9 protein-coding genes are annotated in these 13,673 nt (G+C 62.9%); all 9 read left to right on the plus strand.

What is annotated here, in order from left to right; all coding sequences use genetic code 11:
- The first annotated feature begins 1,740 nt into the window (after positions 1 to 1,740).
- Positions 1,741 to 3,891 carry a hypothetical protein gene (locus tag FVQ81_16970; GenBank protein MBW7998224.1) on the plus strand — a complete coding sequence of 717 codons (2,151 nt, stop codon included), beginning with the start codon at positions 1,741 to 1,743 and terminating at the stop codon, positions 3,889 to 3,891.
- On the plus strand, positions 3,888 to 4,088 hold the full coding sequence (locus FVQ81_16975) for a hypothetical protein (protein ID MBW7998225.1): 201 nt from the start codon (positions 3,888 to 3,890) through the stop codon (positions 4,086 to 4,088). The genes FVQ81_16970 and FVQ81_16975 overlap by 4 nt, the downstream gene beginning before the upstream one ends.
- 75 nt (positions 4,089 to 4,163) lie before the next feature.
- Positions 4,164 to 5,105 (plus strand): universal stress protein, encoded by a 942-nt coding sequence (locus FVQ81_16980; protein ID MBW7998226.1) that lies wholly within the window; start codon positions 4,164 to 4,166, stop codon positions 5,103 to 5,105.
- 106 nt (positions 5,106 to 5,211) lie between these two features.
- A complete protein-coding gene (locus tag FVQ81_16985) occupies positions 5,212 to 7,467 on the plus strand; it encodes an NADP-dependent malic enzyme (protein MBW7998227.1) in 2,256 nt (751 codons plus the stop codon).
- Complete coding sequence (locus FVQ81_16990; GenBank protein MBW7998228.1) at positions 7,434 to 8,372, plus strand: glycosyltransferase family 2 protein; 939 nt, start codon at positions 7,434 to 7,436, stop codon at positions 8,370 to 8,372. Before FVQ81_16985 ends, FVQ81_16990 begins: the two co-directional genes overlap by 34 nt.
- A 98-nt stretch (positions 8,373 to 8,470) precedes the next feature.
- Entirely contained in the window at positions 8,471 to 9,928 is a 1,458-nt protein-coding gene (locus FVQ81_16995; GenBank protein ID MBW7998229.1) for a hypothetical protein, read from the plus strand.
- Positions 9,916 to 10,467: a hypothetical protein gene (locus tag FVQ81_17000; GenBank protein MBW7998230.1), complete on the plus strand. Its 552-nt coding sequence runs from the start codon at positions 9,916 to 9,918 to the stop codon at positions 10,465 to 10,467. Before FVQ81_16995 ends, FVQ81_17000 begins: the two co-directional genes overlap by 13 nt.
- Positions 10,468 to 10,693: 226 nt before the next feature.
- Positions 10,694 to 11,863, plus strand: coding sequence for a T9SS type A sorting domain-containing protein (locus FVQ81_17005; GenBank protein ID MBW7998231.1), 1,170 nt, complete (start codon positions 10,694 to 10,696; stop codon positions 11,861 to 11,863).
- A partial coding sequence (locus tag FVQ81_17010; GenBank protein ID MBW7998232.1) for a hypothetical protein occupies positions 11,860 to 13,673 on the plus strand: 1,814 nt, incomplete at its 3' end. The genes FVQ81_17005 and FVQ81_17010, both read left to right, overlap by 4 nt.

A 13,673-nucleotide genomic window follows, 5' to 3' on the forward strand; every position in this document is an offset into this window, starting at 1 on the left:
CCCTGCTCACCGAGAACGCCAGCGTGCGGATCGCCAGTCCGACTTATGTCGACCCGGCCGAACTCGAGGGCACGGAAAAGGGCTTGCCGGAATACGGGGTTAAAATGAATTTCACCGATCCCTGGCCCGGCGGCTGGTGGCGGCTGCGGGATGTTGTCGAATACCAGCTTGTGGCGCTCAAGGGGCTGATCCGGGTGGTGGCCGACAACCGCGAGCTGTTCCTGAACAATTTCTACCGGATGGCCGTCGAGACGATCAATCTGCCGGAGCACGGCGCGCCATATGCATATCTTGTCCCGCCCGGACAGCACGATCCGGGCAGCACGGCGCGGATGCTGAAGATATTCGAACGGACCCGCTGCGAGATCCACCGGGCCACCGAGCCGTTCGCCACCGCCGACACCCGCCAGTGGCCCGCCGGAACACTGGTGCTGAAAGTGGGGCAGCCCTACGGCCGGTTTGTCAAGGACCTGCTGGAGCAGAAACCGTACCCCGACCTCCGCAAGTGGCCCGGCGGCCCCCCGATGCCGCCTTATGACAACGCGGCCTGGACCGTGTCGCTGATGATGGGCGTGGAGGTCCACGAGATCGCCGAACCGTTCGAGGCCAAGCTGGAACTCCTGCCCGGAGCGCCGGAATTGCCGGCCTCGGCCGAAAAATCGTTGAGCCTGCTCGACGGGCGGAACAACAACAGCTACCACGCGGTTAACCTGCTGCTGGGGCGCAAGGCCCGGGTCGAGCGCCTGCTGCTGCCCTTCGAGCTGAACGGGGAGAGCTACCCGGCCGGCTGTTTCATGGTCAAAGCCCAGATCGGCGTCCTCACCGACGTGGCGGACAAGGCCCGGGTTACGTTCATCCCGCTGGATGAGCAGCCCGACGTGCCGAAACGGACTGTCCGGGGCGGGAAAATAGGAGTCTACCGCGGCTGGGTGCCCACCGCCGACGAGGGCTGGACACGGCGCGTGCTCGACGAGTTCGAGTTCGATTACGAACGCCTGACCAACGAGCGGGTCAAAAGCGGCAAGCTGATCAAGGATTACGCGGCGATCATCCTGCCCAGCCTGGGCTCCGGCGACATCATCGACGGCCGCACCGGGGATGATATCCCGCCGAAGTACCGCGGGGGAATCGGCCGCGAGGGAGTGGACGCGCTCAAGGAATTTGTGGAGGAAGGCGGTACGCTGGTCGCCATGCGGGCAGCCTGCAGGCTGGTTATCGAAGAGTTCGACGTGCCGGTCTACGAGGATTTGAAAGATGTCTCGAACGGGGAATTTTTCTGCCCCGGATCGCTGATCAAACTCGAGGTGGACAATAAGCAGCCCGTGGGCTTCGGCATGCCCGCAACTACGGCCGCGTTCGTTTCCGATGTGGTCTTGCTGGGAACCAACCTGCCCATGCCCGGCGGGCCGGACCGCAGGGTTGTGGCCCGCTACGGCCGGGACGATATCCTGCTCTCAGGCTGGATTGTGGGGGATGACCTGATCGAGGGCAAGCCCGCGGTGGTGGAAGTTACCAAGGGCAAGGGCAATATCGTCCTCTGCGGAACCGGCGTGCAGAACCGGGCGCAAACCTGGGGCACTTTCAAGCTGCTGTTCAACGGACTTTTCTCGAAATAAATAACGCCCGCTGACCAGATCGCTTGATTTGGACAAGGGCCGGGCTGTAAATAGTAACTAGGGGGTGCGCGGGTAGTCCGCCCGACACCCCCGCTCTCATTTATCGTTCCCGGAGAAATATCAAATGCCATGTTCCCGACCGCTCGTCCCACTGAAACGGACAAGCAGGCAACACATTCCGCTGACAGCCGCACTTGCGCTGTTCATGCTGTCCCTGGTACTGGCCTGTGGCGGCAGGGAACAGGCGGCAGATTCCACAGCCCGCAACCGCGTGACATCGTTAGAGATCGAGCGCCGAATCCTGCTGGGCGAGGGGATCTCGTTCGGCGCGGCGGGAGCCTACGAGGTGCTCACCGGGCGCGTGCATTACTTGCTCGACCCCGCGGATTCGCTCAATACCGGCATTGTCGATGCCGCGCTGGCGGCCGGCGGGGACGGTCTGGTGCGCTACAGCGCCGATTTCGCGCTGCTCAAGCCTGTAAATGTCTCGCGCGGTAACGGGGCGCTGCTCTACCACGTAGTCAACAGAGGGAACTACGACCGTCGCCTGCTGGATCCCGCACCGTGGAGCCGGGTGGCGGGCACTGAATCCGGCGCCAACGAGCGCCTGGGCCGGCTGATGAAACAGGGCTGGACAGTGGCCTTCAGCGGCTGGCAGGACGATATCCTCACCGGGGACCGCCTGCGTCTTTACGCTCCTCTCGCCGTCCGGAACGGCGTACCTGTGTCCGGTCCCGTCCTGGCCGAGATCGAATCCGGCGACAGCACGGCGGTGGCCTACCTGGGGGCCGATAGCCACCGGGCCTACCCTGTCGCAGGCGGTTCCGGAGGCGAGGCTGTACTGCGAATCCACGAAACCTATGCGGACCCCGGCACGGTGATCGACCGGGAGGCCTGGCGGTTCGCGAGTGTGGACAGCGCGGGCGATGAGCGGCCGGACAGCGTGCATATCCTTTATCCGGATAAGTTCCTGCCCAACCGTCTTTACACGCTGAGTTACACTACGCAGTTTTCCCCGGTGATGGGACTTTGTTTCCCGGCGGTGCGCGAACTGGTAACTTTCCTCTGTTCGGAAGATACTCTCAATCCGCTGCTGGACAATTCAGGCGTCTGCCCTGTACGATACACCCTGGCTTACGGTTCCAGCCAGAGCGGCCGGTTCCTGCGTGATTTCAGCTATCAGGGATTCAATCTTTCGGCGGCCGGCGGCCGGGTATTCGATGGCGTGTTTTCCAACGTGCCCGGCTGCCGTCGGGGGTTTTTCAACTACCGTCACGCCCAGCCGTCGCGGGCCTGGGGATTTTACCCGGATTTCGTCTTCCCGTTCACCGATCTTCTCCAGACCGATCCGGTTACCGGTATGACCGACGGCCTGCTGGCAGAGGTTCCCGACAGCATCCAGCCGAAAATATTCTATATCCATCATACGGGCGAGTACTGGTCCAGCGGGTCCGGGCTGACCCATGCCTCGCTTGACGGCGCCGGCGATGCCGAACTGCCTGATAACGTGAGGATTTACACGTTCGCCGGAACGGCCCACGGCTATTTCGAGCTGCAGGACGGCCGGCCCCATCCCAGCCCGCTGTTCCGTCTGCCGTTCAACCCCAACCCGACCTACCTGCTCGAAGGGCCGCTGCTGGAGGCGCTGGGGCGCTGGGTGATGTTCAGCGAGCGCCCGCCGGAAAGTGTCTATCCGCGGGTTGAGAAGGGCGAGCTGGTGGCCGTGGAGGATTATTCGTTCCCCTCGGTGCCCGATGTCGAATCGCCCGTCCTGGCCGACCTTCACCCCCTCTTCGACTGGGGGCCGGGTTGGCGCGATGGCGTGCTGAAACTGGCCCTGCCCGAAATGGGACCCCTGTACCCGGTGCTGGTTCCGGCCGCCGGGGACGACGGCAACGCGCTGGGAGGGATCAAGACCCCGCATGTCGAGGTCCCGGTGGCGAGCTATACGGGCTGGAATTTCCCGGCCGCCACTTACGCCGGGGCCGCCGCCACCGCGGTGTCCAGGCTGTCGGGAGCGTGGCTGCCGTTCAGCGCCACCCGCGCCGAGCGCAACAGCCGGGGCGATTCGCGCAAGAGCCTGGATCTGCTCTACAAGAGCCGGGGAGATTACCTGGACAGGCTGCGCAAGGCCTCCGAAAACCTCGTGGAGCGCGGGTTGATGTTCAGCGAGGATATCGGACTGGTGCAGGAGCAGGGCGGGGCGATGTACGATTTTGTCAGCCGCTGCGGAGCCTGGCGGCCGGACAGTGACTGGGGAACGGAGCGTAAGTGAGCGGGGACGATAAGCAGTTGATCGGTCTGAGACACGGCGGCGGCGAGGACATGCGCAGGCTGATCGCCGAGGAGATCCAGACCAGGTTCGACAACGAGCATATCAGGGCGCTGGGCGACTCCGCCCGGCTTGAACTGCCCGGCGGGCAACGGATTCTGTCTCATCCGGGAGGTGAGCTGTTGCCCGGAATATGTTGATAATGAATGGATTAGCGCTCTTGGCTTCGCCGGCGACGAAAGGCTGTCCGCCAAAAATAAAACGAGGGGTGGGCCATGATTAAACTCAAGAAAATCCTCTATTCCACCGATTTCGGCGAATTCGCCGAGGAGGCGCTGCGTTACGCCGCCGTGCTGGCCGGGCAGTACGACGCCGAACTGACGATCATGCACGTGGTCAGCCTGTTCGGCGAGGGCCTGGCCAGCGCAGAGAAACACCTGGATGAGATGGAGGAGTATGCTGACAAGTTCGCCGACCAGTTCCATGCCGATGCCGATGAGATAATCGAGCGCACGATCGAGGAGCACGCCGACAAGGAACTCGTGATGCACAAGCTGATCGTACGCGGGATTACTCCCAACGATGAAATCATCCGGGTGGCCGAGGAGCAGGACATGGACCTGATCGTGATGGGCACTTACGGCAGGGGTGGGGTCAGCCACCTCCTGTTCGGCAGTACGGCCGAGCATGTGGTGCGTCACGCCGGCTGCCCGGTGCTCACGGTCCGTCACCACTCACCGCACACCTTCGATTTCAAGCGGGTCCGGAAAATCCTGTTCCCCACCGATTTCTCCGACTACTCAAAGAAGGCGCTGCCCTACGCGCTGTCGTTCGCCGAGCGCTACAGTGCTGAGCTTCATGTCCTGCATATCTTCGAGCAGCGGATCCACCCCGCGTTCTATATCGTCGACAAGTCCACCCCGTTCGATCTCGACGAGGGTCTTCGCGACCGCGCCCTGGACGCGCTGGACGAGTTTGTCTACGCCGACCTTCGCGAGCGCATTGATTTCAAGTGCGAAGTGGCCAGCGGGAAACCGTTCGTGGAAATAATCAATTACGCCCGGGCTAATAATATCGACCTGATCGTGATCGCCACCCACGGGCTGACTGGTCTGGAGTACATGATTATCGGCTCCACTACCGAAAGGGTGGTGCGCAGGGCGCCCTGTCCGGTGCTGAGTGTCAAGGACCCGGAGCACGAGTTTGTTGAACTCTGAGGCGGATTCGCCGGGCGCGGGAAGCGGAAGCTTCCCGCGCCTCTTTCGCATGGTATCCCGGCTTTCCGGCGCTCATAAAGTCATTTAATATAAGAGGGCTAACCAATTGAAAATTAAAAAGAAAGATGCACTCGCCTACCATAGCGCCGGAAGGCCCGGGAAGGTGCAGGTGGTTTCCACCAAGCCCTGCTCCACCCAGCGCGACCTGTCGCTGGCCTACACGCCCGGAGTTGCCGAGCCGTGCCGTGAGATCGCGAAAAGGCCCGACGATTCGTTCCTCTACACCAGCCGGGGCAACCTGGTTGCGGTGGTGACCACCGGCAGCGCCGTCCTGGGCCTGGGCAATATCGGAGCGGCGGCGTCGAAACCCGTGATGGAGGGCAAGGGTATCCTGTTCAAGCGCTTCGCCGATATCGACGTGTTCGACCTCGAAGTCGATACGAAGGACCCGGATGAGGTGGTCCGGCTGGTCAAGATGCTCGAGCCGACTTTCGGCGGCGTGAACCTGGAGGATATCAAGGCTCCGGATTGTTTCTATATCGAGGAAAAGCTGAAAGAAATCTGCGATATCCCGATTTTTCACGACGACCAGCACGGCACGGCTATAATTGCCAGCGCGGCGATGCTGAACGCGCTGGAAGTGGTGAAAAAGAAACTCTCCAAGGTTAAACTCGTGGTCTGCGGGGCCGGAGCAGCCGGCATTGCCTGCGCCGAACTGCTGATCCTGCTGGGTGCCTCGCGTAAACGAATTCTGATGACCGACAGCCGGGGGGTGATTTACAAGGGCCGCAAGCAGGGGATGAACCGGTACAAGGAGCGGTTCGCGGTCAAGACGGACAAGCGCAGCCTGGCCGACGCGCTCAAGGGGGCCGATGCGTTTATCGGAGTTTCGGGCAAGGATGTCATGGACGAGAAGATGGTCAGGTCGATGGCCGCCAGGCCGATTATTTTCGCCCTGGCCAACCCGGATCCGGAGATTCCCTACGACAAGGCGCGCAGGGCCAGCCCCGGAGCGGTGATCGCCACCGGTCGCAGCGATTTTCCCAACCAGGTCAACAACGTGCTGGGCTTCCCGTACATTTTCCGCGGTGCGCTGGATGTCCGCGCCCGGGCGATCAACGAGGAGATGAAACTGGCGGCGGTGCGCGCCCTGGCCGAACTGGCCCGGGAGGACGTGCCTGACAAGGTGCGCCGGGCCTACGGCGTGGAACAGATGTCGTTCGGGCCGGAGTATATTATCCCCAAGCCGTTCGACCCCCGCGTACTGCTGCGGGTGGCCCCGGCGGTTGCGGGCGCGGCGATGAAAAGCGGCGTGGCCCGCATCAAGCTGGACCTGGACGAGTACGTGCGCAAGCTGGAGGCCACTCTCGACCGCTCTCGCCAGCTGGTGCGGAATATCATGATCATGGCCCAGCAGGACCCCAAGCGGATTGTCCTGCCCGAGGCCGACCAGGACAAGATCCTGCGCGCGGCCCAGATCGTGCTCGACGAGAAGCTGGCGGTGCCGATCCTGCTCGGCGACCCGGAGGAGATCAAGCAGCGCGCCAGGAAGATGGACCTCTCGCTGCGGGGTGCGAAAATAGTCAATCCCGCCACCGACCGTCGCCGGAAAAAATACCTCGACCAACTGGTGAAACTCCGCTGGCGCCACGGCGTTACGCCGTTCGAAGCTGATGCCAAGCTCCGTAACCGCAACTATTTCAGCGCCATGATGGTGGAGCTGGGCGACGCCGACGGTTACGTGGCCGGGCTGACCCAGCACTACCCGGACACAATCCGGCCGGCCCTGGAAGTTATCCGCATGAAAGATGGGATCAGCCGGGTAAGCGGGCTGTATATCATGCTCACCGAGCGCGAGGTCTACTTTTTCGCCGACACCACGGTCAATATCATCCCGACCTCCGAGGAGCTGGCCGATATCGCGGTCTGCGCGGCCGATGTGGCCAGCCGCTACGGGTTCGAACCGCGGGTGGCGATGCTCAGCTTCTCCAATTTCGGCAGCAACAAGCATCCGCTGGCTACCAAAGTGGCCAGGGCTACCCGGATTGCCAGCGAGATGCGCCCCGAATACATGTTCGAGGGCGAGATGCAGGCCGACACGGCGCTGGACATGCGGAAAATGGCCGAGAGCTTTCCGCACAGCCGGATGAAAGAAGCTCCCAACGTGTTGATTTTCCCTGACTTGCAGAGTGGAAATGTCACTTACAAGGTGCTGCATCATATCGGCCGGGCGGAGACTATCGGGCCGGTGCTGATGGGGATGAACAAGCCCGTGCACGTGCTTCAGCGCGGTGATGACGTGGAGGATATCGTCAGCATGGTCGCGATCTGCGCGGTGGACGCCCAGGAGGCCGGCTGTTGAGTAACGATGGTCCACAGGCGGGGGCGAGCGGCGCGGTCGAGGCGGTGATTGTCAACTGGAACGCCGGCGCCTGGCTCAACCGCTGCCTCGACAGCCTGTTCGCCCACCACCCGGAACTTGAGCTTTACGCCGTGGTGGTGGACAACGCCAGTTCCGACGGATCGTGGGCGGCGGTGGAGGGCCGCGAGCGGGTCCGGCTGATAGTCAACGATACCAACCGCGGATTCGCCGCGGCGGCGAACCAGGGGCTGAAATCCCTGCGCCCGGAAACCGCGTACGTGCTGCTGCTCAACCCGGACGTGGAGTTCACCGCCGGTGTCCTCAACCCGCTGCTCGAATTCCTCGACCGTAATCCCGGCGTGGGGCTGGTCACCCCGCGAATCGAGCGGCCCGACGGCAGCTTTCAGCACACCTGCCGCCGCCGGGAACCGACACCCTGGCAGATTCTCTCCCACTTGTCGGGACTCGCGAAGATTTTTCCGAAAAGTGATTTTTTTGCCGGTTATTTCTACGGCGCCGCCGATCCCTCCGCCGCTCTGGAAGTGGAGGCTGTCAGCGGCAGTTTCATGCTGATGCGCCGGGAACTGCTGGCTGGGGCCGGAGTCTTTGATGAGCGCTATTTCATGTATGCCGAGGACCTTGAGTTCTGCCGTCGCGTACGCGGCTCGGGCCGGGAAATCTGGTATTACCCGGCCACGGGAGCGGTCCATCACGGGGCGGTAAGCAGCTCGCAGAGAAGACTCAGGTCGGTATGGCACAAGCATTGCACAGCGTGTCAATATCTCAACTCCGCCCGCCGGCAGGACATTGTCGCTCCGGTGCGCTGGCTGCTGTGCCTGATTCTGATATTGCTTGTGCCGTTCCGGGCGGTAATTTCCCTGTTTACAGGACATTCCCGGAGCTGAGCAAAGCCAAAGTCTGGCACAGGGATTGCCGATATATTGAGTGTACGCCCGTATCCGTGGCCGTGACGGCCATAAGCCTGAAATTACAGGGATTTACAATGTATTCACGATTGATCATGAATCTGTTTTTGCTGGCCGCTGTTTCACTGTCGGTTCTCTCGTCCCTGCCGGCGCAGCAGACTCCTCCACCGCCGCCCGCCGACACCACTCAGGCGGTTGATACAACCCAATCCGCAGTTGATCCGGCTGCCCAGCCGGACAGTACCGGGGCCTCCAGGCAGTTTCTCCTGCCATCCTCCGATGAACTCGAGACCGAGCACGGCTACAACTTGAAAGTGACGGTGCGGATGGCGCCTGTCTACGCCGACTCCACTCTGATCAGCGAAATAACCGGATACCTTCCCCGCGGGAGCGTGGTTGGAGTCCTGACCGTGCTTGAGAACTGGTACAGGATCGACTATGGGCCGGAGGAGGCTCACGAAATCGGCTGGCTGATCTCCTACGGTGTCGAGCGCACCCATGAAATGGAGCACATCGTAACCACCCGCGACGACGCCAACCGCTGGGAGGGGCAGCGGGTGATCGTGCTCGCCGGCGAGACGGCGATCCGCTCGTTTCCATCCTCGGCCGCCGATATCCTGATCAAGGCCTACCGCAACGAGATATTCGAGTTGGCGGGGGCCAGCGAGGAGTACTACCTGGTGAAGCTGAGCAACGCGGTCAGCGGCTGGCTCTGGCGCGGCGATGTGGATATCTACGAGGAGCCAAAATACGCCAGGGAGCAGGTCCGGCAGATGTATGTCACGGTCAGCGAGCACAAGGCCCGGATCGATGACCTCGGTTCGCTGATATCCGATCTGGAACGGCGTAATATCCTGGCGGACAGCAATCTCGCGATGCTGGCCGTTCTCGACCGGCAGATGCAGGAGGAGGCCGCCAGGCTGGTGGTAATGCAGGATAAACGGCCGTTTTTCCAGTTCGATTCGCTGAAAAACCGTCTCAGCCTCCAGGCGGGCGTTCTGAGCCAGGGGTTCGCCTCCGATCTGGGACTGGATGTGACGATGATGATGGGTCTGGGACTGCGCTACAGGCCGTCGGAAAAACTCTCCTTCGAAATTGCCCGTTACAGCGGAGACCCGGCGCTGCTGGCGCAGGGGGATGGTTCCGGTTCATTGCCGGTCGTGCTGTCGGGCCTCGACAGCCTGACAGTGTCCGGCAAGTTCTGGCAGGTCGGGGCGCGCTGGATGTTCGGCGGCCTGGGTGGGGTGCCGCTGCTGGGCGGAATGGACAACTACCTCTACGGCGGCCTGGGTTTCCTGACCCTGCAACCGACGACAGCCGGATTTGCCGGCAGCCAGAACCTGTGGGGGCCGGTACTGGGCTGGGGTTTCTCCGGGGGCCTGTTCTCATCGCTCTCGCTCGATGCCGGTCTCAGGGTTTTCCTGACCCAGACCGAAGTCACCGACATCCGCTTTTCCGGCCAGCAGCTTCTGCAGACCAAGAGCGTGTTTCTCGCCAACCTCGGTTTCGCCGGAGGTGTGAGTTGGCGATTCTGACCAGATTTATTGCCGGAGCGGCTGTTGTCGGGATGGCAATCACGTTATCCGGTTGTGGCGGCGGCACCCTGACCACCGCGGCCTCCAATATTATCGATACCCAGCGGCGGGCGAACCTGACCCGCGACAGGCTGACCGGCGTCTGGAACGGAAAGGTGACTTCCACCGACGGGATCGGCAGTCAGAGTATCGTGATGGTGTTCGCCCAGGGCGAGGGGTTCACCCTGGACGGCAGCATCCTGGTGGGCACCGATATCAGGATCGGCGGCGCCGTGGTCCGCGACACTTTCGCGCTGGTCAACGGAGTCTTCAAGGAAGGGGACCTCCGGTTCAACCTCGCCGATGACCCGGCTGCCCCGGTAGTGGTCTCCGGCGGCAACCCCGTGCTGTTCACCGGCCTGCTGAGCGAAAACGGCTACATGAGCGGCGAGATATCCGCCGCCGGCGGGCTTCTGGGCTTCTGGGAAGCACTGTTCAGCTCCGAGGACGAGACCCCGCCCGATACCGGCCAGGGTGGGACCCCACCGGCGGCCCTCTGATTTTCCAGCGGCCTTTCTTATTCCGAATCCCTGTCAGAGTAGTAAGTCGGTAAACTAAAATCCTCACTGCACCGTGTCCCTGCCTGATTGACTCCGTTGTCCAATTTACGTATAATCAACTGATTTTTCCTTGCACGCGCCCCGGCAACGCAGATCACAACGGTAGGAGACGGTGAACGACAGTTTCCACAGATTCTTTTATCTCCGCTTTCAGCCGGCAGCCCGGATGGTTTGCGCCCTGCTCCTGTTCATGCTTTTCCCGGTAATCCGGCTCCATGCGATCCGGTACGATCCGGACAACAGGGGCGACGGCGGCCAGCCTCCGCTGCAGGAAGCCGTGGCCGATACCCTGGAACCCAACGACGACCCCTCGGAGGCCGCGGTGCTGTTCTGGGGCAGTGGAGAAAGAGACAACGAGGCTGTGTCCGGACCGGCGCTGATCGCAAGCGGGCTGGACCTGGATTTCTACCGGATCGAACTCGCCGCCGGCGATTCGCTTCGCGCTCTCGTCACGGTGCCGCCCGAGGCCGACCCCGCGCTGAATCCGTCGCTGAGTATCATGGACTCCGCCGGGACCGTGATCGCCGGCGACCTGACCTCGCCGGGAGAAGCTTCGGTAGCGGCCTCATACAATGGTTCCTACCTGCTGCTGGTAACCGACCGCTCTTTGCTGGAGGGCAGCCCGTTCGGCGGGCAACCGCGCGAGTACGCTCTGGTGCTGACCCGCCTGCTGCGCCGCGGAGATATCGACGGCAACGGGGAGCTGGATTACCGTGACGCGTTCCTGGTGTTCATGCTCGTCTCGGGCCTGCTCGATCCCGGCTCGGTCGATATCCGGCAGCTGCGGGCGGCTGATGTGGACGGCGACGGCGCCGTGGCGGGCGACATGGACGATTTCCACCTGCTGATGGACCGGATCGGCTACGTACCCGCGCGCGACCCGGATTCCGGCGGCAAGCAGAAGAGCGGCTCCGCAGGGACCACCCTGGCCCTGGCTGACGGTTCGGTGGTGATTGTCTCGCCGGATGGCGGCGTGCGAGCTCTAGCCGGTGGCCTTGCCGGGCAGGCGCTGGCGGCATGGACCGAGCTTAACGCGCAGCTTACGCTGCCGGCCGCGTCCCGTGTTGTTCTGGATCGCAACAGCCCCAACCCGTTCAACCCCTCGACGACGATCTCTTTCACTCTCCCGGAGCAGGCCGCACTCAGCCTGGCGGTTTATGACGTGCGCGGCCGGCTGGTGCGCCTGCTCGTCTCCGGACTATATCCTGCCGGAGTCCACAGGGTTCAGTGGGATGGCGCGGATGTCACGGGCCGCCGGGCGGCCAGCGGGATTTATTTCTACCGGCTGGCGGCGGGCCGGACCGCGCTGACACGCAAAATGGTACTGGTCAAATGAGAATTATTACCAGGACATCCTTGCTGCCGGCTGCCCTGTGTCTGGCGGTCTCCCTGCACGCAGACCAGCCGCGGGGCTGGCTGAACCTCGCCGGACAGGTAAAAAGCGCCGGGGCGATTGTTCATGGGAAAGTGATTTCCGGGGAATGCCGGTTCGAGCACGGGCGGATTTACACCTACTACCGGGTCGGCGTAATCGAGGACCTCAAGGGAGAAGCCGCCGGTGAAATCAGCGTCCGGGTGCCCGGCGGCGTGGTCGGAGTGGTGGCCTATGTGGTCCCCGGCGCGCCGGAATTCGGTTTCAAGCAGGAGGGGGTCGTGTTCCTGCGGGCGGCCGGCGGCGGAGTGTGGGAGCTGGACGGGATCACCAGCGGAGTCTACGGGGTCGACCGCGAGGGCGACGGGCCGGGCTACGTGGCCACCGGCTCGATCCGGGCCGGGCCTGTGCTGGCCGCCGACGGCCATCTGGCGGATTTGCCGGAGGTGATGCCCCTGGCGGATTTCAAAACCATGATCGGACGTATCCTGGGCCGTGAGAACTCACCCGAGGCCGGGCAGTTCATGCCGGGGAAGCTGAAAGGCAACTCCGGCGGGAAAATCAAGCAGCAGCAGCCCGCCACCCAACTTGCCGCCGGTAATGTCCAGGCCGGGTTCAGCAGGATTCTCCAGCGGCCGGTGGATATATTCTGGAACCTGGACCGGGACTATGGCCCGGTTGCCGATGGCAGGATCGTCTGGTGGTTCAACCCGGACTCGATCGATGGCAAAAGCCCGTTCGGGACCAGTTCGGCTGAGGTGCTCGACGCCGTGCGCTGGAGTTTCGACCGGTGGAACGAGGTCCCGACCGCGCGGATCAAGTACGAGTTCGCCGGCAGCCGCACGGATATCGCCGACCACAAGCTCGACATGGTGAATATGATCACGTTCGCCGACAGTGAATATGTCCACGGAATCCAGCGAGACGCTATCGCCAGCGCCCGGCCGTTCGCGCTTGCGCGCCGGACCTACGTGGGACCCGAGGGACTTGATTTCGATCTCGACGGCCGGATCGATTTCCCGGACTTCCCCCAGGGAATCTGGGAGGCCGGCACGATTATCGACTGCGATATCCGCTGGGACGCGGGCGGCCCCGGCGCTGATCTGGATTTCGCCACGGACGGCACGCCCAACGCGCTCAGCGTGCAGGGGGTGTTCAATCACGAGCTGGGCCATTTCGCCGGTCTGGCGCACAGCCCGATCCGCGATCTGTCGCGCTGGTTCAGTCCATCGAACGCCACGCCGACAATGTTCTCGATCGCGATTCCCAACCCTCCCGACGGCAGCGAGAATATCATGCTCTCGCTCGCGTTCGATGACCGCCTGAGCCTGTCGATGCTCTATCCGGCCGTGGGTTTCAGCACTGAGTACGGCGGGATCGAGGGCCGGGTGCTGAGCGGGATCGACGGGAAGCCGGTGCGGGGCAATTTCGTGGCCGTGCTCGGCGCGCCGCAGGGCGAGGGCTACCGGAATCTCAACGACGCCTACAACCGCGCACCGCTGGCGACCGGTGTTTTCACCGACCAGCAGGGCGCTTTCCGCATTCAGGGCCTTCCCCCCGGAGACTACATCCTGGGCCTTCAACCGATGGACGACAGCCCGCCGGGAACCAACAAACGGGCGTTCAATACGCTGGTGGCGCGGTTCGGTGACGTGGATTTTGTCTGGGACGAGTTCTACAACGGAAGCAGCGAGAGCGCCGACGAACCAGACCCCTGGGCCGCGGAGCCGGTGACTGTTACGGCCGGAGCCACGGCCGGTGGTATCGAGATCAT

Source organism: Candidatus Glassbacteria bacterium (assembly GCA_019456185.1).
Classification (GTDB): domain Bacteria; phylum Gemmatimonadota; class Glassbacteria; order GWA2-58-10; family GWA2-58-10; genus JAJRTS01.